This is a genomic window from Flavonifractor sp. An10 (assembly GCF_002161215.1).
GTDB classification, from domain to species: domain Bacteria; phylum Bacillota; class Clostridia; order Oscillospirales; family Oscillospiraceae; genus Flavonifractor; species Flavonifractor avistercoris.
The window spans coordinates 448184-467191 of record NZ_NFMB01000004.1; the positions used below are offsets into that span (position 1 = coordinate 448184).

General features: G+C 66.3%; 22 protein-coding genes. 21 read left to right on the forward strand and 1 reads right to left on the reverse strand.

Annotated elements, in window-relative coordinates:
* The first annotated feature begins 164 nt into the window (after window positions 1-164).
* Window positions 165-587 (forward strand): hypothetical protein, encoded by a 423-nt coding sequence (locus B5E42_RS09525; RefSeq protein ID WP_087239018.1) that lies wholly within the window; start codon window positions 165-167, stop codon window positions 585-587.
* A 70-nt stretch (window positions 588-657) separates the two neighbouring features.
* On the opposite strand, the gene B5E42_RS09530 is transcribed toward B5E42_RS09525, so the two are convergent.
* Complete coding sequence (locus tag B5E42_RS09530) at window positions 658-5832, reverse strand: S-layer homology domain-containing protein (RefSeq protein WP_087239020.1); 5175 nt, start codon at window positions 5830-5832, stop codon at window positions 658-660.
* A 364-nt stretch (window positions 5833-6196) separates the two neighbouring features.
* Here B5E42_RS09530 and B5E42_RS09535 point away from each other — a divergent pair, with 364 nt between their 5' ends.
* The 20 genes from B5E42_RS09535 to B5E42_RS09625 all read left to right on the forward strand — a co-directional run bounded on the left by B5E42_RS09535 (window position 6197) and on the right by B5E42_RS09625 (window position 18901).
* Window positions 6197-6484 carry an XRE family transcriptional regulator gene (locus tag B5E42_RS09535; protein ID WP_087239022.1) on the forward strand — a complete coding sequence of 96 codons (288 nt, stop codon included), beginning with the start codon at window positions 6197-6199 and terminating at the stop codon, window positions 6482-6484.
* A complete protein-coding gene (locus tag B5E42_RS09540) occupies window positions 6474-7724 on the forward strand; it encodes a PBSX family phage terminase large subunit (RefSeq protein WP_087239024.1) in 1251 nt (416 codons plus the stop codon). The genes B5E42_RS09535 and B5E42_RS09540 overlap by 11 nt, the downstream gene beginning before the upstream one ends.
* A 23-nt stretch (window positions 7725-7747) precedes the next feature.
* Complete coding sequence (locus B5E42_RS09545; protein ID WP_087239026.1) at window positions 7748-8908, forward strand: serine/threonine protein phosphatase; 1161 nt, start codon at window positions 7748-7750, stop codon at window positions 8906-8908.
* 85 nt (window positions 8909-8993) lie between these two features.
* Window positions 8994-9161, forward strand: coding sequence for a hypothetical protein (locus tag B5E42_RS19180; RefSeq protein ID WP_162613958.1), 168 nt, complete (start codon window positions 8994-8996; stop codon window positions 9159-9161).
* Between the two features lie 106 nt (window positions 9162-9267).
* The gene (locus B5E42_RS09550) at window positions 9268-10128 is read left to right on the forward strand and encodes a hypothetical protein (protein WP_087239028.1); all 861 of its coding nucleotides are present in this window, start codon (window positions 9268-9270) and stop codon (window positions 10126-10128) included.
* 19 nt (window positions 10129-10147) lie between these two features.
* Window positions 10148-10495 (forward strand): hypothetical protein, encoded by a 348-nt coding sequence (locus B5E42_RS09555; RefSeq protein WP_087239031.1) that lies wholly within the window; start codon window positions 10148-10150, stop codon window positions 10493-10495.
* A 19-nt stretch (window positions 10496-10514) separates the two neighbouring features.
* A complete protein-coding gene (locus tag B5E42_RS09560; protein WP_087239033.1) occupies window positions 10515-11549 on the forward strand; it encodes a phage major capsid protein in 1035 nt (344 codons plus the stop codon).
* Window positions 11546-11908 (forward strand): hypothetical protein, encoded by a 363-nt coding sequence (locus tag B5E42_RS09565; protein WP_087239035.1) that lies wholly within the window; start codon window positions 11546-11548, stop codon window positions 11906-11908. Before B5E42_RS09560 ends, B5E42_RS09565 begins: the two co-directional genes overlap by 4 nt.
* Window positions 11905-12261: a hypothetical protein gene (locus tag B5E42_RS09570; protein ID WP_087239037.1), complete on the forward strand. Its 357-nt coding sequence runs from the start codon at window positions 11905-11907 to the stop codon at window positions 12259-12261. The genes B5E42_RS09565 and B5E42_RS09570 overlap by 4 nt, the downstream gene beginning before the upstream one ends.
* Window positions 12262-12288: 27 nt before the next feature.
* Window positions 12289-12795 carry a hypothetical protein gene (locus B5E42_RS09575; RefSeq protein ID WP_242967080.1) on the forward strand — a complete coding sequence of 169 codons (507 nt, stop codon included), beginning with the start codon at window positions 12289-12291 and terminating at the stop codon, window positions 12793-12795.
* Between the two features lie 648 nt (window positions 12796-13443).
* The gene (locus tag B5E42_RS19600; protein WP_242967081.1) at window positions 13444-13812 is read left to right on the forward strand and encodes a phage tail sheath C-terminal domain-containing protein; all 369 of its coding nucleotides are present in this window, start codon (window positions 13444-13446) and stop codon (window positions 13810-13812) included.
* Window positions 13813-13888: 76 nt separating this feature from the next.
* On the forward strand, window positions 13889-14278 hold the full coding sequence (locus B5E42_RS09585; RefSeq protein ID WP_087239041.1) for a hypothetical protein: 390 nt from the start codon (window positions 13889-13891) through the stop codon (window positions 14276-14278).
* Entirely contained in the window at window positions 14275-14697 is a 423-nt protein-coding gene (locus tag B5E42_RS09590) for a hypothetical protein (RefSeq protein WP_242967082.1), read from the forward strand. The genes B5E42_RS09585 and B5E42_RS09590 overlap by 4 nt, the downstream gene beginning before the upstream one ends.
* Window positions 14694-14903 carry a molybdopterin oxidoreductase gene (locus B5E42_RS09595; protein WP_087239044.1) on the forward strand — a complete coding sequence of 70 codons (210 nt, stop codon included), beginning with the start codon at window positions 14694-14696 and terminating at the stop codon, window positions 14901-14903. The genes B5E42_RS09590 and B5E42_RS09595 overlap by 4 nt, the downstream gene beginning before the upstream one ends.
* On the forward strand, window positions 14900-15562 hold the full coding sequence (locus B5E42_RS09600; RefSeq protein ID WP_087239046.1) for a hypothetical protein: 663 nt from the start codon (window positions 14900-14902) through the stop codon (window positions 15560-15562). The genes B5E42_RS09595 and B5E42_RS09600 overlap by 4 nt, the downstream gene beginning before the upstream one ends.
* Complete coding sequence (locus B5E42_RS09605) at window positions 15559-16140, forward strand: LysM peptidoglycan-binding domain-containing protein (protein ID WP_242967083.1); 582 nt, start codon at window positions 15559-15561, stop codon at window positions 16138-16140. Before B5E42_RS09600 ends, B5E42_RS09605 begins: the two co-directional genes overlap by 4 nt.
* Window positions 16140-17090, forward strand: a complete 951-nt coding sequence (locus B5E42_RS09610) for a hypothetical protein (protein WP_087239050.1) — start codon at window positions 16140-16142, stop codon at window positions 17088-17090. The genes B5E42_RS09605 and B5E42_RS09610 overlap by 1 nt, the downstream gene beginning before the upstream one ends.
* A gap of 9 nt (window positions 17091-17099) precedes the next feature.
* Entirely contained in the window at window positions 17100-17486 is a 387-nt protein-coding gene (locus B5E42_RS09615; protein WP_087239052.1) for a hypothetical protein, read from the forward strand.
* 4 nt (window positions 17487-17490) lie between these two features.
* Window positions 17491-17835: a hypothetical protein gene (locus tag B5E42_RS09620; protein WP_087239055.1), complete on the forward strand. Its 345-nt coding sequence runs from the start codon at window positions 17491-17493 to the stop codon at window positions 17833-17835.
* 4 nt (window positions 17836-17839) lie between these two features.
* Window positions 17840-18901, forward strand: coding sequence for a baseplate J/gp47 family protein (locus tag B5E42_RS09625; RefSeq protein WP_204244399.1), 1062 nt, complete (start codon window positions 17840-17842; stop codon window positions 18899-18901).
* Window positions 18902-19008 lie beyond the last annotated feature (107 nt).

The window sequence follows — 19008 nt, forward strand, 5'->3', positions numbered from 1 at the left end:
TTAGTAGTAATTATAGCATAATCCTTCCAGATATTGTAGTACAAGACATAATATATTTTATGTCTGTATCTATATCGCACGGGCAGCCGGACAGGGGCCTGCCCCCGCCGCGTCTCCCAGTGCTGTGAACATCCCTCCCGGCTGTCACGACGGGAGGGATGTTTATGGCAACATATACGAGCAATTATCAGCTGCACCAGTGGGTGCCGGAGGACGACTTCCTCCGCACGGACTTCAACACGGATTTTCAGAAGATCGACGCGGCGCTGGCGGGACTGGAGGCAAACAAGGCCGCACAGTCCAACCTGGCCGCCCTGCAGTCCAGCGTGGCCGCCGCCCAGTCCACCGCCAGCGGCCGGGCCCGGGCCATTCTGGGCAGCTACACGGGCAACGGGGCCGAGACCCGCTCCATCTCCGTGGGGGCCAGCCCAAAGGCCGTTATCCTGTCCTGGGACAACAACAGCGATACGGCCCTGAAAGGCGGCGGGGCGGTGCGCACCATCACCGTCACCTCCAACGGCTTCCGCACCGACGACGCCACCATGAACGAGAGCGGCATGGCCTACACCTATCTGGCCATCGTGTGAGAAAAGGGAAAACCCCCGGGCAGGGCCCGGGGGTTTTCGTGTGCTTGGGATAGATGCGCGTGAGACCGGATCAGCGGCCGCCAGCGGCGGTATAGTCGGAGACAGTCACATCTTTGGTAATGCCAGTCAAAGTGTAGGTGGTGCGGCCAGCGCCGTCGACCTCACCTTTCTGCACCTCGGCACCTTCCGCCTCGATCTCAACAGAAGTAGCGAAGGTCAGAGTACCATTTTCGGCATAAGCCTCAGTCACCTGCTTGTCGTTCACATAGCAGGGCTTGGTGGTGCTGAAAATAACCTTGGGATCCTCGGTCACCACAACGCGAATGTTCAGCTTATCGGTAGCAGAAGCATCCTTAAGAGCAGTAGCCGGGATAGTGTAAGAGCTTCCGGTTGCATCCTCAATCACGGTGTAGCTGCTGTACTGAGACGCATCGCTGTCGACAAGATACTTGACCTCCTTGATCTGGAAGTGATCCTTGGCGGTAACAGTAAAGGTCAGATCCTTGGTGTTATCAAAGATCAGCTCAGCCTCAACGCCGCTGACAGTGGCACCGTCCTTGGCAGTTCCCTTCTCATTGACAACAGTAATGGAACCCACAGTGGCAGTCCACTCAGCCTCAACATCAGATCCGATGATAACCTTATAATAGGTGACGGACTGTTTATCCTGAGAGGTCACGGTGATAGTCCAGTTCCAGCCGGACTTGACAGCAGGAGAGCCAGCCAGGGTACTGTCTGCCACATCCTGATTGCTGCCGTTCTTCACAGCCTTTGTGGCTCCAGAAGGAAGACCAATCTCCATCAGGGTTGCAGTGCTGTTCTGCTCAGCGGTGATGTCGCTGACGGTGAGCACATAAGGATCCTCCTCAGTGCCCTCACCGGTAGCCTTGCTCAGGTCAACCTTGACGCCCTTGACGGTCAGAGAGGTCAGCTCGCTGTCGGTCTGGCCGGCGGTCAGCTTCACGGTGATGACGTACTCCTCGGAGACGAGGCCCTTGGTGGCCTGGACGTACAGGGCGGTGGTGTCCTTATCCAGGGCGTCTTTCTTATCCAGCGGGGTATCGCTATCGCTGGCGGCATAGGCCTTGACGGTAACGCCGCTGGTGGTGGTCTTGACCACGTCATCAGTGGTGTTAGTCCACTTGTCGTAAGGCAGGGTCACATAGCCGCCGTTGCCGCTCAGAGTGACCTTCTCGCCCTTAATGGTCAGGTTGGTCAGCAGGGTGTTGGTGGGAACGTCGGTGCCGGGCTGCTCCTCCAGGCCCTCGTCGTCCAGGTAGACCAGCTCGCCGCCATTCGCGATGGTGATGCTGTCGGGCTTGGTGATGACGGACAGCTTGCCGCCGTTGTTCAGCGCCACGGAGCCAGCCTCGATGGTGCCGGGGACATAGACCTCGCCGTCAATGACAACGGAGCCAGCCTTCAGGTAGTGGATAGCGCCGTCGGCCTCATAGGTGACCTTGCCCTTGGTGTTCACGGTCAGGGTGCCGTCGATATCCATGTCGGCGCCCACGTTCATGGTCAGGGTGCTGTCGGCGTTAACGGTAACGTTAGCGGTGTCGCCGGTGACGGGGTCGATCAGCATGTCGCCCACCACCACGGAGCCGGCGCCAGCGGCGGTGCCGTCGCCGACAGTGAGATAACCGTTAGTGCTGTTATAAGTGTTGTCGTACAGGCAGATGCTGCCACGGGCGATCAGGGTGTCCTTGCTGGTGACCTTAATGCCGTAGGCATAGACGTCATCCGCCTCGGCGTGGCCGTTGACGGTCAGGTAGGCAACAATGATGTCCTCGCCGGCATACAGGTAGTCATTGACGTCCAGATCAAAGTAGCGGTTGTCAGGATCGGTGGCGACGCCGTTGTAGGAAGTGTCGCCGCCGTTGCCCACGACGCTGCCCAGCACGCCCACGCGGGCGTTGATCTCGGTGCTCTCGGTCAGCAGCAGGTCGCCGCCCACCTGGGTATCGGTGGCGATGATGCCGTCGCCCGGGTTCTCAGCGCCGATGCCGTCGCCGACATAGTAGTCGCCGCGGACGCGCAGGGTGCCCAGGCCGGAGACGTCATAGCCGTTCTCGTGCAGGTCGCCCTCCACCTGGAGGATCACGTCCTCGGGGATCACCAGATCATTGGTCAGGGTCAGGTCGCCCACGACCATGACGTTGGTCTCGTCCACCAGGTAGCTCTGGATCTGCCACTGGCTCCAGGTGCCCATGTAGGGGTACACACGCTCGTAGTTGGTCAGATCCCAGTTGAAGTTCCAGCCGGTGCCGGTGATGTCGTTGGGATCCAGATCCCAGATCCAGGCGGTGCGCACCTGGCCCTCGGACACGATGACCACGGCGTTCACGTTGATGTTGCGCTGGAACACGCCGGTGGGCACGTCGTCGCCGCCGCGGTCAACCTCGGTCACGTCCCAGACGTTGGCGTCGGCGGGCAGGGCGATGTGGCGGTAGCCGTTGAGCTCGATGGTGCCGTTGATGAGCAGGTCGGCATAGCCGTTGGCGCGGGTCCACATGGAGCCGATGTCATAGGTGCCGTCGGCGTTCTCGCTGTAGGTCCAGGCGCGCATGTAGTGGGTGTCGTCCTCGTCGTCGAAGTCGCCCTTGTCGTCGATGTCGATGGTGGCGGCGGTGCCGTCCTCAAAGACAACGTTCAGCTCCAGCTTATCCTTGCCCACGGCGTTGGCGGACAGGACCAGCATGTAGTTGGCGGCCACGGTGTTGGGCTCGGCCTCGAACAGGATGACAGCGGCCAGGTTGGAGGCCTGATACTCGCCGTTGGTGGTCTTCTCCAGGGCGGGGATCACCTGCACGTCGGTGCCGGCGTCCACGTCGCTCATGTTGTTCCAGCCGGTGGCCACGCCATAGACGTAGTCCTCGCCGTCCTTGTACCAGTAGAAGGCCACGGTGTTCAGGTCAACGGCGTAGCTGCGGGTATCGTCGTGCCAGTTGCCCTTCTCGTCCTCATAGGTACCGGTCACGCGGATGTTGCCGTAGCCGTTGTCATAGCCGTTGGTGGCGTAGTACTGCAGGTTGTTGGTGGTGTTGTTGTCATCCACACCGTCCATGAAGATCACATCGCCGTTATCGGCCACACCGGCGGTCTCGTCGGGGTTGTGGGTCTGGTCGATCTCGATGGAGCTGGTGGGATTGGTCTCGAAGGTGTTGCCCTGCAGCACGGACTCGATGGTCAGCTCGTCGCCGGCCTCGTTCAGGCTGTAGGTGATGATGGAGCCGGCGGCGAGGCCGGTGGCGTAGGTATCCTGCTTATCGTTGATCTTGTCGCCGGAGCCATCCTGCACCACGTCGCGGGAGCCCAGGTAGTACTCCAGCTTCTCGTCATCGGTGTCAACAGAAGCAGGCAGAGCGCCGCGGATGTTGTCGATGCTGGTGAAGGCGTCGGCGGAGTCGTCCCAGTTGAGGTTGAACTGCTTCTCGGTGCCGTCGGCCATCAGGATCTTGATCTGGCCGGAGCGGTCCAGGGCGTTCTGGGTCCAGGCGGAGTCCAGAACCAGGGCGTAGTTGGTCACGACCTCCTCGGCGGGACGATAGGCCACGATGTAGCCATGGGAGTCCAGGATGAAGTCATAGCGGACGTCAAAGCCGGGCGCGTCGTCGCGCACGTCCTTGTTGTCGATGTCGAAGTTCTCCACATCCACGTCCACGATGGAGGCCACGTCCAGGATGAAGGACTGGTAGTAGTTGTCGCCGTCGTCAATGGTGATGAACAGCTCGTCCTCACGGTCGCGGTCGATGCGGGTCATGTTGCCGGTCACGATCTGGGGATTGGCAACATAGGTGCGGCCGCCGTACTGGACGTAGAGGATCAGATCCTCAGTCTCCAGGGACAGGTTCTCGGTGGTGGTCACACCCTCCAGGGAGACCTTCTTCACGCTGACCATGTCGGCGGTGTCGATGGTGGTGCTCGCGGTCTTGCCGTTGAGCTTCTCCTTGCTGTCGCGGTCGGGAGCGAAGAAGGTCAGGGTCTCCTTGCTCTCGTTGTAGCGCTGCACCTCGGACAGGGTCTCCTGCAGGTACAGCACGTACTCGGCGATGCCGTCATCGTCGTTGTCGATGACCTGCACCTCCACGCCGTTCAGGGTGAAGTCGCTGCCCTTGTAGCCATAGAGGTAGTCGTTGACCCAGTCAATGGCGTCGTCGGCGTCGGCCATGTAGCCGTAGTTGACGTAGTACTCGGTGTCCTCGTTCACGGCCACGCCGGTGCCCTTCAGGTAGTCCTTCACGGTATCCTCGGTGGCGGCGGTGAAGTTGATGACGTTGGCCTCGTCGTCAGTGGCCACGCCCAGCACCTTGGAGTTGGCCAGGATGGTGGTCTTCTCCACGTACATGGTGACAGCCTTGCCCATGTACTCAACAGGGGTGGTCACATTGAAGGTCACGGGCTCGGTCTCCTTCACGCCCTCCTCCACGCGGGTGTTGGAGGTGGTGGAGTCATACCAAACCACGTTGGCCAGGGTGGTGCGGCCCTCGCGCAGAGCCTCGTCAGAGTCGGTCTGCTGCAGCTGAGCCCACTCGTTGGCCACAACCACGCCCTCGACGCGGATCACGCCGAACACGTAGCTCAGGATGGTGCGGTGGTCGGCATAGGACAGCGCATAGCCGTTCTGATACTGCTCGATCATCTCCACGTCCATGGCGTTGTAGATCAGCAGAGCCGCGTCGTCGCGGTTCAGAGGAGCGCTCACGTCCTTGTCGAAGTTGCGGAAGATGCCCAGCTCGTGGGCCAGGGCGGCGGTGTTCAGCGCCCAGTCATCGCCCACCAGGCCCTCGATCTCAGCCTCGTAGCCCAGCGCGGTCAGCAGCATCTTGGCGGCCTCCACGGCGGTCACGTTGGCGGAGGGGTCGAAGGTGCCATTGCCGCGGCCGGCAATGACGCCAAGGGTGTAGCAGTAGTTGATGTAGCCCTTGGCCCAGTTGGCGCTGATGTCAGTCAGGCCGCTGTTGACGTTCATGTACAGATCGTCACAGTTCTGGTTGTTGCTCAGCATGACGGAGATCATCTTCGCCATCTGAGCGCGGTCTACATTCTCGCCGGGCGCATAGGAACCATCGGGCTTGCCCTCGATGATCTCCAGCGTGGTGAGCATGGAAACCGCATCCTTGTTCACGATCTCTCCGCGGTCGGAGAAATCGTTGTAGCTCACAGCGGAAGCGCCGACGACCATCATGCCGATCAGCATGGCGGCGGCCAGAAGCAGGCTGAGAGCCCGTTTGAGGTTTCTCATCTTGGATTTTCCTCCTTCTAAAATTTGAGGCTCAGATTGCCATATTCCACCAATATCCGGTAAAATAGGGAAATCAGAGGCGTATGACGACCCTTACATCAGACTAGAAGTAAGTAAATCCTGCGGTATGCGGGTGTTTTTAGCCTGATTTGCAGCTTGGAAGTTCCCGTGGTAGACATTTGGTAGACACGAGACGGCAAAAGAAAGGGCGCGCAGCGGGAAACCGCTGCGCGCCAATGGATTGCGGGATTAAATTGGTAGACATTTGGTAGACATAGAAATAAATTTTGAAAAAGCCGGCGCTTAAGTGTACGCGGATGGTTCACTTTTTGCTTCCGGGAACCAGGGGTGAGGAGGGAAGCGCGTGAGAAACGAGCGGACAAGGCTGCTCCACCGGATGGAACGGCTGGCACAGTGCAGGGTCAACGACGCGGTGAAGCTGGCCTTCCTGAATGAGGGACAGCTGGAGAAGATTGACGGGCTGGAGTTGGGAGCACTGAAGGAGTTCAAGCGCAGCGGAAACGGCGCGGTGGAACTCAAGCTGGTGGATCGGGCGGCGGTGCTGGAACGGCTGGTGGAGCTGTCCGGAGGACGGGAGGACAAGGCGGAGGCTTTCTTTCAGGCGCTGAAGGAGAGCGCCGATGCGGTTTGAGACATTTTCCCGGCAGCAGAGGCGGGTGCTCACCTGGTGGCTGGCGCCGGAGACCAGAGGGCTGGAGGCCGTGATCTGCGACGGGGCGGTGCGCAGCGGCAAGACCATGTGCATGGGGCTGTCCTTTTTCCTCTGGGCCATGGGGTGCTTTGACGGGGCCGTTTTTGGCCTGTGCGGCAAGACCGCTTCCGCCCTGCGGCGGAATCTGCTGGACGAGGTGCTGCCCGCCCTGGGGGAGCTGGGGTTTCAGTGGGAGGAGCGGGTGTCCCGGGGCCGGCTGCGGGTGCGGTTCGGCGGAAGGGAGAACACGTTTTATATTTTTGGCGGCAAGGACGAGGGCAGCGCGGCCCTGATCCAGGGGGTGACCCTGGCCGGAGTGCTGCTGGACGAGGCGGCCCTCATGCCCCGCTCCTTCGTGGAGCAGGCCTGCGCCCGGTGCTCGGTGCCGGGAAGCCGGCTGTGGTTCTCCTGCAACCCGGAGAGCCCGGAGCACTGGTTTTATAAGGAGTGGATTCAGAAGGCGGAGGAGCGGCGGGCCCTCTATCTCCACTTCACCATGGCGGACAACCCCGCCCTCACCCCCCAGGTGCGGGAGCGGTACGCCCGCAGCTTCAGCGGTACCTTCTACCGGCGGTTCGTGATGGGGGAGTGGGTGGCCGCCGAGGGGCGGGTGTACGACTTCTTCGACGAGTCCATGGTGCGGCCCGCCCCTGGGGGAGAGATGGAGCGGTGGTGTATCTCCTGCGACTACGGCACCGTCAACCCCACGTCCCTGGGGCTGTGGGGCCTGCAAAACGGGGTGTGGTACCGGGTGAAGGAGTACTACTATGACTCACGGGCGGAGCGGGCACAGAAGACCGACGGGGAGTACGCCGACGCCCTGGAGCAGCTGGCCGGGGGACGGCCTATCTGGAAGATCGTGGCCGACCCGTCGGCGGCCAGCTTCATCGAGGTGCTCCGCCGGAGGGGCTGGCGGGTGGAGAAGGCCGACAACGACGTGCTGGCCGGCATCCGCACCACCGCCGGGCTGCTCAAGGCGGGGAAGCTGGTCATCTGCGAGGGATGCAGGGACGCCATCCGGGAGTTCTCCCTCTACTGCTGGGACGAAAAGGCCGTGGGCGACCGAGTGAAAAAAGTCCACGACCACGCCATGGACGACATTCGCTACTTCGCCGCCACCGTGGCGGCGGGGGAGCGGGGATACTTCGGCGGCCTGTGCGTGGAGCGGGGACGGTTTTAGACAAGCGAGACGGGAGGAAGGGCATGGGTGTGTTAGGAAAGAAAAAGGACGTGGGGGCCGGGACGGCGGTACAGCTCCGGGAGGGGGGACGGCACCCCTTCGGCGTGCTGGACGGTTACGTCCCCCTGAGAAACGGGGAGATCGCCCTCTACCGGAGCATCCGGGAGGCGGTGCCCATCGTGGACGCCGCCCTGCGCAAGCTGGTGCGGCTGGCCGGCGGCGTACAGGTGCTCTGCCGGGACAAAAGTGCCCAGGAGGGGCTGGACTGGTTCCTCCAGCACGTGAACACCGGAAGGGGACAGCGGGGGATCCAGTCCTTCCTGGACTGCTACCTGGACTCCATGCTCACCTGCGGCCGGGCCGTGGGGGAGATCGTCCCCGACCGCCGGGGGCGGGACATCGCCGCCCTGCTGTGCGGCAACCCGGCGGACATCGAGATCCGGGAGGGGGACTCCCCCCTGGAGTTTGCCATCTGGGGGCGGGACGCCGTCGGCGGTCTGCGGGAGCTGCCCCGGCAGGAGCTGCTCCTCTTCACCCCGTTTCAGCCCGAGGTGGGCAGCCCCTACGGGGTGAGCCTGCTGCGCTCCATGCCCTTCCTGACGGAGATCCTGCTGAAAATCTACCAGGCGGTGGGCATGAACTGGGAGCGGATGGGCAACGTGCGCTTCGCCGTGGTGTACAAGCCCGGCGACAGCCCCCTGGATCAGTCCATGGCCCAGGAGCGCAGCCGCCAGATCGCAAAGGAGTGGTCTGCCGCCATGCAGGCGGGCAAGGACGGCTCCGTCCGGGACTTCGTGGCCGTGGGCGACGTGGACATCAAGGTCATCGGGGCGGACAATCAGATTCTGGACAGCGAGGTGCCCGTGCGGCAGATCCTGGAGCAGCTCATCGCACGGACGGGGATCCCGCCCTTTCTGCTGGGCCTCAGCTGGTCCTCCACCGAGCGGATGAGCACCCAGCAGGCCGACATGATGACCAGCGAGATCACCGCCATCCGGCGGGGGCTGGAGCCGGTGGTGGAGCGCATCTGTGAGCTGTGGCTGACCCTCCACGGCTATGACCGCCGGGTTGCCGTGGACTGGGCGGACATCAACCTCCAGGATCTGGTGGAGGAGGCCCGGGCGGAGCTGTACCGGGAGCAGGCGGAGGATCTGCGGCTGGCCCGGGAAAACAAGAAAGCCTAAAAGAAGCCGGCCCGGGCAGCCGAGACCAGATCGGGGCCCCCGGGGAAGCGCGAAGCGCTTTCCTGGGGAGAGGCGGAGCAGCGGAATGATCGAGTCCCGCCGCATGCGGCGGGACGAGGGATATGGAGCTTGCGACGACGAGGTGGAGGAAGCCCGGGCAGAGCTTTACCGGGAGCAGGCCCTGGCGGCCAGGCTGGAGAACGAGGAGAGGGAGAGAAAACAGAAAGCCGGGCTGGAGACGGCGGGCGGATGATATCCGCCCCTGCGGGATCGTGAACGGCGGGGGCGAGCCCCCGCCCTACATGGTCAAGAATGGATCACACATAGCAAAACGAGAGCAGAGGGAAGGGAGCGATGGGATGATCATCAGCAAGGACGCGGGCGTGGACGGCGCCCTGGAGCTCAATCCCCAGGAGCTGGCCCAGATCAACGCCTGGAGCCGGAGGGAGCTGAAAGCGGAGGAGGTGTACGCCTTCGCGGTGAAGCTGTGCGACAACGAGGTGGATCGGGACTGGGAACGGTTCCCGGCGGCCACCCTGGAGGAGCTGGCCCCCCTCTTTGCGGGCAAGAGCGGCCTGTTCGACCACCAGTGGAGCGCCAGGGAGCAGACCGCCCGTATCTACCGCACCGAGGTGGTGCGGGAGGCGCGGCTTACCGGGGCGGGGGAGCCCTACTGCTACCTAAAGGGGTACGCCTACCTGCTGCGCACCGAGGGCAACCGGGAGCTCATCGCCGAGATCGAGGGCGGCATCAAGAAAGAGGTCAGTGTGGGCTGCGCCGTGGAGCGGGCGGTTTGCTCCATCTGCGGCCAGGACATCCACACCTGCCCCCATGAGAAGGGGGAGGAGTACGGCGGTCAGCAGTGCTGGGCCGACCTGGTGGGCGCCACCGACGCCTACGAGTGGTCGTTCGTGGCGGTGCCCGCCCAGAAAAACGCGGGGGTGATGAAGCACTGGAGGCTGGAGCAGGAGGCGGCCCTGGGGCGGAAGTACTTGGAGGGCCTGCGGAGCGACGTGGTGCGGCTGGGCGGCCTGGCCGGGCTGGAGCTGGAGCACGGCACCCTCAAGGCCATCGCGGCCAGGCTGGAATACCCCGAGCTGACCGCCCTGCGGAAGGCCCTGGAGAAGCAGGCCGACCGGAGGTTCCCGGCGGAGACCCAGCTGACCTACGGCGAAGCACAGAGCGGGACGGAGCAGAGAGACGGGGCATTTTTGATCTGAACAGAAAGGGGACGGGAGTATGAGCAAGATTTCCTTTGACGGCATTGGCGAGGTGGTGGCCACCTTTACCTGCGGCGCGGACGTGAAGGCGGGCCAGGTGGTCAAGGCCTCCGGCAACGGGGCCGTGGACAAGTGCGGCGACGGCGAACGCTTCTGCGGCGTGGCCCTCACCGCCGAGGACGGCTACGCCGCCGTCCAGGTGGCCGGGTTGGTGAAGGTGGCCGCCGCCGAAGGGGTGGCGGTGGGCTGGAACAAGCTTCTGGCCGACGGCACCGGCGGCGTCAAAAAGGACAGCGCCAGCCCGGCCACCGGCGGGGACTATCTGGTCATCTCGGTGGACAGCGACGGCGCCGTGGTGCGGCTGTAAGAAAGGGAGGAATGTGGATATGGGTTATCGCTTTGACAATCTGAGACTGGAAAAGGGCATGTACAACGAGGCGGGGCGCTCCTTCACCCAGGTGCTGGAACGGGAGGATCCCTCCGAGCAGTACAAGGGCACCGCCCTGGAGGGGCTGGACGCCTATCAGCGGCAGCTCAAGCGGTTCGACATCAAGGTGAAGGGCGCGGGCAGCGACGCGGTGGAGAAGTTCTTCGCCACTAGCCAGTCCGCCGTGCTCTTCCCCGAGTACATCGCCCGCTCCGTGCGGCAGGGTATGGAGGAGGCCAACCTGATCCCCCACATCACCGCCGCCGTCACCCAGTTCGACGGCATGGACTACCGCTCCATCGCGTCGGTGCCCGACGAGGAGCAGAAGGCCCTGCGCCGGGTGGAGGAGGGGGCCTCCATCCCCCAGACCCAGGTGAAGAGCCAGGAGAACCTGGTGAAGCTCTACAAGCGGGGACGGATGCTGGTGGCCCCCTACGAGGCCATCCGCTACCAGAAGCTGGATCTGTTCTCCGTCACCCTGCGGCAGATCGGCGCCCACATCAACCGGATGCACCTGGAGGACGCCATCGACGTGCTGCTCAACGGGGACGGCAACGGCAACCCCGCCCAGAGCTTTACCGTGGGCACCGACCCCATCGGCGGCACCGTCGGCAAGCTGACCTACGACGAGCTGGTGGACTTCTGGAGCCAGTTTGACCCCTATGAGATGAACACACTCCTGGTCAGCGGGGATGAGATGCTCACCCTGCTCAAGATGGAGGAGTTCCAGAACCCCCTCACCGGCCTCAACTTCCAGGGCACCGGCAAGCTGGCCACCCCCCTGGGCGCCACCCTGCTGCGCACCTCCGCCCTGGCCAGCGGCACCATGATCGGCCTGGACAAGCGGTACGCCCTGGAGATGGTGCAGGGCTCCGACGTGCTGGTGGAGTACGACAAGCTCATCGACCGGCAGCTGGAGCGGGCCGCCATCACCAGCATCTCCGGCTTTGCCAAGCTGTTCACCGACGCGGCCAAGGTGCTGAAGGTAAAATGACGGAGAAGATCATGGCCATGGCCAAGGCCCTGGGCCATGTGACGGCAGGACAGGAGACCGCCCTGGAGGCCCTGTGCCAGGCGGCGGAGACCGAACTGACCCGCCGCCTGCGGCCCGGGGTGTCCCCGGAGGACTGCGGAAGCGCCTTCGTGCTGGCCTGCGCCTGGATGGCCCTGGCCGGCCTGACCGCCGGGGAGAGTGCCGGGGTGGAGCGGTTCACCGCCGGCAGCCTTACCATCCAGGAGGGGGGCGGGGCGGACGCCGCGGAGCGCTCCGCCGCCCTCCGCCTCCAGGCCGAGACGGTGCTGGGGCCCTATCTGGCCGACCGGGGCTTCGCCTTCCAGGGGGTGGAGGGATGACCGGGGCCTGGGGACGGATCCTGGACAAATACGGCCAGCGGGTGGCCGTGGTGCGGGACGGAGCGGAGACCCTCTGCCGGGCCTTCCTCCAGCCCGCCCTGGAGACCCGGGAGGACTGGTTCCAGAGCCTGCCCACCCCCCTGGGAACGGTGCGGCGGGATCAGTGGCTCTACCTGGGGCCGTCGGAGGTGAGCCTGGACGGCCTGGGGGACGGCTATGTGGCGTGGAACAACACCCAATTTGAAGTGCGCGCCGCCCAGCCCGTCTGCCTGGGGGAGGACACCATCTATTGGTGGGCCCTGCTGGCGGTGCGGGATCCGGAGCCGGAGGACGGCCCCGGGGAGACGGCGTGACAGCGGGACGCGCCGGGAGAAAGGAGAGTGAGACGCTTGGATTTTCAGACGGTGCGGGAGCGGATGGCGGAGTTCCTCAACCGGAACGGGGTGGAGGCGGTGTGCGCCTACCCCGACAGCGGCCGGACACGGCGGGACGGCGCTGTGGCTGCGGTCTCCGTCCGGGCCTGCCAGGGCGGGCCGGAGGGCTTCCGGGACTACCTGGGGGAGCGGTATGACGAGGCCACCGGCCAGTGGCAGGAGCTGTACGGCCGGAGGATCACCCTCACCCTGGGGCTGGATCTCTACGCCCCCCAGGGCTGCGGCGCGGCGGGGATCCAGGCGGCCTATGACAGGCTGGCCGAGGCACTCCAGTGGGACGGGCCCACCGGGCTGGTGCTCCAGGAGCTCTCCTGCGGGGAGACCGAGTTTGACCGGGAGGCGGGGCTCTTCCACCGGCCAGTGACGGCGGTGTGCCGGGGCTTCCTCTACGCCGTGGCCAGCGAGGGCGGCACGTTCCTGGACTTTATTGTGAGAGGAGAGGTCGAGGTTTGAGTATCACAAATCATGAGCGGCCGGGGGTGTACTCCCAGTACGACGCCTCCACCGTGATCAGCAGCACCGGCGGCGGGCAGAACGTGGGCCTGGCCGCCCTGTACGACGGCGACGAGGAGGTGGAGGGCCTGTACACCTTCAGCCGCTACGAGGACGCGGCGACCGCCTTCGGGGAGGCGGCCATCACCGAGCTGGTGCGGCTGCTGTTCCTCAACGGCGCGGCCCAGGTGAAGGCGGTGCCGGTGGCGGATGCGGAGAGTTATGAGGACGCCTTCGCCCTGCTGGAGGCGGAGGAGGACATCGCGGTGGTGGTGTGCGACAGCGACACCCTCACCGTCCAGCAGGCCCTGCGGGACAGCATCAACACCGCCTCCGCCAACCGGCGGGAGCGCATCGCCGTGGTGCGGGGCAAGACGGCGGAGACGGTGAGCAACCTGGTCACCCAGGCACAGAGCCTCAACAGCGAGCGGATGGTGCTGGTGGCCCCACTGGGGGGCGACGCAGGCGCCGCCGTGGCCGCGGCGGTGGCGGGGCCATCGCCGCCGAGCGACCCGCCGTCCCCTGGGGCGCGGAGCTCAAGGGGTGGGCGCCCTCCAGGCCCAGCAGCGACACCGAGATCGACACCCTGGTGCGGGGCGGCGTCACCCCGTGGAGGCGTGGCCGGGGTGGTCAGCGTGGTGCGGGGTCACCACCCGCACCAAGACCGGCGAGGCCGCCGACGCCACCTGGCGGGAGCTGACCACCATCCGCATCGTGGACGACGTGATCCCCACCGTGCGCAACGCCCTCAAGGCCCGGTTCCGCCGGGCCAAGAACACCGAGCAGAGCCGGGGGGCCATCCGCTCCCAGGTGGTGGTGGAGCTGGAGAACAAGCTGGCCCGGGAGATCATCACCGGGTACGAGAACGTCACCGTGACGGCGGACACCGAGAACCCCACCGTGTGCCTGGTGGACTTCGCCTTCACCGTGGCCCACGGCCTCAACCAGATCTGGCTGAGCGCACACATCACGGTTTAAGGCGGGCGCGCCGGGGTCGTCGCGCCCCACAGGGGCCGGGACGGCACACCCTGCATAATCAGAGAGGAGGAACGCCATGAAAGTCGCGGGATTTCCCACCAGCAGCGACATCTATCTGGAGATTGACGGGAAAAAGGTGGCGGTGGTGCAGAGCTATACCGCCAAGTCCACCCGCTCCAGCCAGACCGTGGAGGCCTTCGGCGAGGACGAGCCGGTGGCCACCATCCCCGGCCAGCGCAACCACGTGCTGGAGCTGACCAGGCTCTACGCTACCGACGAGGCCATCCGGGACGGCATCAACTTCCACGAGCTGGAGGACTTCAGCCTGGTCATCTGCAAGCCCGACCGGAAGATCATCTACTCCGGCTGCCAGTGGAGCGCCATCGGAGAGACCGGGGAGCTGGGGGCCATGGTGGTGGAGAAGATCACCGTGGTGGCCGCCAAGCGGATCGAGACGGTGGTATGAGAAAAAACATCGGAGCGGGGCGGGAGCGGATGAGGCTGGAGGACGGACGGGAGCTGCGGCTCCTGTCCGCCCTGGAGGTGCTCCAGGCCCGGCGGGAGGCGGAGGAGCTGGCCCAAAACGAGGGGGAGCGGGCCCTGTGCGCCAATGCCTGCCTGCTGGCCCGGGCCCTGGAAAACCACGGCAGGCCGGTGTTTGACAGCGGAAAGGCCGTGCTGGCGGCCATGGGCGTCCGGGAGATCGGGGCGCTGGCCGGAACGTGGGCCGCCTTTGACAGGGAGGAAAACCCCTCCCCGGAGGACGGACGGGAGCGGGCCCTCGCCCTAAAAAAAGCCTGGAGCACGCGCCTGATGAGCGCCTTCGCTGGCGCGTGCTCCGGGCGTTCGGGGCCCTCCCCACAGAGGAGCGGGCCCAGAAAATGAAGGCGCGGGACTTCCTCTGGTGCGCGGTCAACCTGGTGCTGGATCGGGAGGAGGAGCTGAACCGGCTGTGCCCCTCCTGCCGGGCCCAGGCCGAGGAGGCGCGGTGCCTCTGCTGCGGCGCGCCCCTGGACGGGGTGTCCGTGGGGCAGAACGCCTCCTTCGATGAGGAGCGGTTTGAGCGGCTGAAACGGGGGGAGACCGGGTGAGAGACTATATCGAGGCCCTGCTGGCGGGGCTGGAGGAAGAGGAACCATCGGAAGAGACGGCGGAGCTGGACATCAGCCCTGCCGTGGTACGGCTGGAAAAGAGAGAAGAATGGACGGCAGAGGACGGCGGGGAACCGCTGCCCGCCGCACCGGGGATGGAGAGCGCCTCGCCGTCGGCCGCCGGAGCAGACGCCCCGGCAGAGACGGCGGGGCGCGGGGCTCGCGCGGAGATGGAGGAGGGCAGCGGGGCGGAGGCCCTGCTGCCCGGCCTGACGGACACGGCCGCGGCGGTGCGCCGGGCGGCCCGGAGAGAGGACGGGCCGCCCCCGGCCGGGGTGCGGGAGGCGGCGGAGCACGCCGGGGCCGCGGGCGGTCTTCTGCGGCGATTGGAGACCGACGGCGGGGCGGCGGCCCCGGCGCTCCCGGGTGACGGAGGGGACAGCCCCGCCGGAGGCGGGAGGCCCTCCGGGGCCGCCTGGCTGGCGGAGCAGGTGGGGCGGAGCCTCCGCCCCGCCGTGGAACAGACCGGGCGGAGCGGCGGAAGCGTGACGGTGATCCGCCCGGCGGAGCGGGGCGGCGGGACGGTGGAGGCCGAGGGGCTGGATCGCATGTTCCGCCGGGACGCCAGAAGATATGACGGGGGGTTCCAGCTGCTGTGAGACTGTCGGCAATGCGGTACAAGGACTATGTGTGGCCCCACAACCCGCGGGTGTACTCCATCGAGTATGAGCGCTCCATGGGGGCGTGGAAGGTGCCCTTCGGGCGCTATCAGCTCCAGGATCTGGGGCCCGGCCACCGGGTCATGCGTGGCGAGGGGGAGTTTGTGGGCGAGGGGGCCTACGAGGAGTTCAAGCGCCTGGCCACCGTGTTCTACTCGGAGGGGCCGGGCCTGCTAGTTCACCCGGTGTGGCAGACGGCCAACGCCTACTTTGTGGAGCTCTCCCTCCGGATGGAGCCCCGGCCCGACTATGTGCGCTACACCTTTGCCTTCTGGGAGGGGTACGACGGTCACAGCACGGGAATTGAGGTGACCACCCCTGCCGGGGGGGAGGACGGGGGCGGCGGCACGGCGGCAGGCAATGCCGCCGCCGGGAAAACCCACACGGTGCGCCAGGGGGAGACCCTGTGGGGGATCGCCCAGAATTACGGCCTGGAGCTGACGGAACTCATCAGGCTCAACCCCCAGATCAAGAACCCCAATCTGATTGTGGTGGGAGAGAAGGTGCGTGTGGCGTGATGCAGGGCGTGCTGACCTGCTGGGACGGGCGGAGGATCATCCTGCCCGATGTGGTGCGCTGGAAGTTCCAGTACGGGTGCGGAACCCCCTGCGACAGCTTCCAGCTCACCTGCCTGTGGGAGCCGGGGGAGGCCGATGTGCTGGCCGAGGCGGTGGGCTTTACCGCCAGCCAGGACGGGGAGACGGTCTTCACCGGCGTGGTGGATGAGTGTGAGCGGGGATGGGACAGCTCCGGCGGCACCCTGACGGTGGCGGGCCGGGGGATGGCCGCCCGGCTGCTGGACAACGAGGCCCTGGGGGCCGACTACCAGGTGGCCACCCTGGAGGACATCCTGCGGGATCATGTGGCCCCCTACGGCATCCCGGCCTCCGTGGGGGCGGAGCTGCCGGCGGTGCCCAATTTCTCGGTGTCCACCGGGAGCAGCGAGTGGCAGGTGGTCTATGAGTTCTGCCGCTACTATGGCGGCATCGCCCCCCGGTTTGACCGGTACGGACGGCTGGTGATCGCCCCCTGGCCCGACGGAGAGCGGCGGGTGCTGGGCCCGGACGCGGCGGTGACCAGGCTCACCCTGCGGGATCAGCGGTACGGCGTGCTCTCCCAGGTGCTGGTGCGGGATCGTACCAGCGAGGAGGTGCAGACCGTCGCCGACGGCGACTTCCTGCGCCGGGGCGGCAGGAGCCGCCGGGTGCTCACCATGCCGGGGAAGAGCAGCTATCAGGCCATGCGCTACTCCGGGGAGTACCAGCTGGCCCGCGCCCGGGAGGAGCTGCGCACCCTGGAGCTGGAGCTGCCGGCGGCCTTCGCCGCCTGGCCGGGGGAGCTGGTGGAGCTGCGGCTGGCACAGAACGTGGGCACCGGCCTGTGGCGGGTGAGAGAGAGCGTCAGCGCCCAGGAGGAGCGGGGCAGCTATACCCGGCTGACCCTGGCCCCGCCGGACGCTGTGGGATAGGAGGAGCCTATGTGGATTTCGGAGCAGGGCCGGAGACGGCCCCAGGCGGACGGGACGGCCCTGGTGGGGCAGGTGACCCTGCCGGGGGATCCGGCCGCCGTCTATCTGGACGGGGAGCGGCGGGAGCTGCCGGTATATGGCCCGGGGGGCTACATCTGGCGGCCCGCCAAGGATCAGCAGGTGCTGGTGCTCAAGACCGGCGCGGCGGGGGAGGCCCCCTGTGTGGCGGGAGCCCTCTGCGGGGACGACCGGGAGGTGTCCCCCGGCGAGGTGCTCATCTACAGCGGCGGCTCCACCGTCCGGCTGAACGGAGGAAACATCACCATCAGCGGCGGCATTGTCAACCTGACCGGCCGGGTGCTGGTCAACGGAAAGATCGTGGTGACGGAGGGATGAGCGCATGGAGCTGATGGTGCGGGACGGGGACTACCTGCCCGACGGCGAAGGGGGCTTCCGCCGGGCGGAGGGGGCGGATGAGCTGCTCCAGCGGGTGCTGTGGAAGCTGTCCATCCCCCGGGGGAGCTTCCCCCTGCTGCCCGGGCTGGGCAGCGGGCTGTACCGGCTGGGCCGGGCGCGGCCTTCGGAGCGGCAGGCCCTGGCCCGGCAGTATGTGGCCGAGGCCCTGGCCGGTGAGGGGGAGCTGACGGTCACCGGCGTGGAGCTGGGCGACGGCGGCACCCTGCGGGTGTATCTGGAGTGGCACGGCCAGACCCTGGCCGTGACCGTGGAGACGGGAGGGACGTGATGGGATGACGGTGGATGAGATCTACAGCCAGATGGCCCAGACCTTTCAGACGGAGACGGGGCTGGCCCTGGCGGGGGACGGGGACATGGCGGTGCGGCTGTACGCCGTGGCCGCCCAGATTTACGCCCTGTATGTCCAGGCGGACTGGGTGGCGCGGCAGTGCTTCCCCCAGACCGCCCTGGGGGACTATCTGGACAAGCATGCCCAGCTCCGTGGGCTGGAGCGGCGGGACGCGGTGGCGGCGGTGGGGGTGCTCCGCTTCTCCGTCCCGTCCGCGCCGGACACCGACCTGTCCATCCCGGCGGGGACGGTGTGCCTGACGGCGGCCCAGGTGCGCTTTGAGACCCTGGAGGCCGCCACGCTGAAAGCGGGGAACACCTATGTGGACGTGCGGGCCCAGGCGTTGGAGCCCGGCGCGGCGGGCAACGCGGCGGCCGGAACCATCCGGGCCATGGCGGTGGCCCCGGTGGGGGTGAGCCAGGTGACCAACCCGGAGGCCTTCACCGGCGGGGTGGACGTGGAGGACGACGAGGCCCTGCGGGAGCGGGTGCTGGAGACCTTCCGGCGGATGCCCAACGGCGCCAACGCCGCCTTTTACGAGCAGGAGGCCCTGTCCTTCCCGGAGGTGGCCGCCGCCTCGGTGGTGCCCCGGCCCCGGGGCGTGGGCACGGTGGACGTGGTGATCGCCACCGCCGCCGGCCTGCCGGACAGCGAGCTGCTGGAGGCGGTGGAGAGCCACCTGGAGGCCAAGCGGGAGATCGCCGTGGAGCTCCAGGTCAAGGCTCCCACGGCCAAGCAGATGGACGTGACGGTACAGGTGGCGGCCAGAGCCGGAGCGGACAGCGCCGCGGTGATCCAGGCGGTGAAGAGCGCCATCCAGACCTGGTTCGACGGGGAGCTGCTGGGGCAGAGCGTCCTGCGGGCCAAGCTGGGGGACATCATCTATGAGGTGGAGGGCGTGGAGAACTACGCCATTACCGCCCCCGCCGCCGACGTGGCGGTGGACGTGGACGAGCTGCCCCGGCTGGGCACCCTGACGGTGACGGCCATGGAGGAGACCACATGAGCCACGCCGACTATCTGAGAGAGCTGCTGCGGCCGCTCCGGGTCTACGAGCTGACCGGCACCGCCAACGGCGGGGAGCTGGAGGCGGTGCCGGTCAGCTCGTAGACC

Bases quoted from the DNA above. Each gene is read 5' to 3' on its own strand.
- B5E42_RS09525 (WP_087239018.1), top strand. From the start codon at position 165: ATGGCAACATATACGAGCAATTATCAGCTGCACCAGTGGGTGCCGGAG.
- B5E42_RS09530 (WP_087239020.1), bottom strand. From the start codon at position 5,832: ATGAGAAACCTCAAACGGGCTCTCAGCCTGCTTCTGGCCGCCGCCATG.
- B5E42_RS09540 (WP_087239024.1), top strand. From the start codon at position 6,474: ATGCGGTTTGAGACATTTTCCCGGCAGCAGAGGCGGGTGCTCACCTGG.
- B5E42_RS09545 (WP_087239026.1), top strand. From the start codon at position 7,748: ATGGGTGTGTTAGGAAAGAAAAAGGACGTGGGGGCCGGGACGGCGGTA.
- B5E42_RS19180 (WP_162613958.1), top strand. From the start codon at position 8,994: ATGATCGAGTCCCGCCGCATGCGGCGGGACGAGGGATATGGAGCTTGC.
- B5E42_RS09550 (WP_087239028.1), top strand. From the start codon at position 9,268: ATGATCATCAGCAAGGACGCGGGCGTGGACGGCGCCCTGGAGCTCAAT.
- B5E42_RS09555 (WP_087239031.1), top strand. From the start codon at position 10,148: ATGAGCAAGATTTCCTTTGACGGCATTGGCGAGGTGGTGGCCACCTTT.
- B5E42_RS09560 (WP_087239033.1), top strand. From the start codon at position 10,515: ATGGGTTATCGCTTTGACAATCTGAGACTGGAAAAGGGCATGTACAAC.
- B5E42_RS09565 (WP_087239035.1), top strand. From the start codon at position 11,546: ATGACGGAGAAGATCATGGCCATGGCCAAGGCCCTGGGCCATGTGACG.
- B5E42_RS09570 (WP_087239037.1), top strand. From the start codon at position 11,905: ATGACCGGGGCCTGGGGACGGATCCTGGACAAATACGGCCAGCGGGTG.
- B5E42_RS09585 (WP_087239041.1), top strand. From the start codon at position 13,889: ATGAAAGTCGCGGGATTTCCCACCAGCAGCGACATCTATCTGGAGATT.
- B5E42_RS09590 (WP_242967082.1), top strand. From the start codon at position 14,275: ATGAGAAAAAACATCGGAGCGGGGCGGGAGCGGATGAGGCTGGAGGAC.
- B5E42_RS09595 (WP_087239044.1), top strand. From the start codon at position 14,694: ATGAAGGCGCGGGACTTCCTCTGGTGCGCGGTCAACCTGGTGCTGGAT.
- B5E42_RS09610 (WP_087239050.1), top strand. From the start codon at position 16,140: ATGCAGGGCGTGCTGACCTGCTGGGACGGGCGGAGGATCATCCTGCCC.
- B5E42_RS09615 (WP_087239052.1), top strand. From the start codon at position 17,100: ATGTGGATTTCGGAGCAGGGCCGGAGACGGCCCCAGGCGGACGGGACG.
- B5E42_RS09620 (WP_087239055.1), top strand. From the start codon at position 17,491: ATGGAGCTGATGGTGCGGGACGGGGACTACCTGCCCGACGGCGAAGGG.
- B5E42_RS09625 (WP_204244399.1), top strand. From the start codon at position 17,840: ATGACGGTGGATGAGATCTACAGCCAGATGGCCCAGACCTTTCAGACG.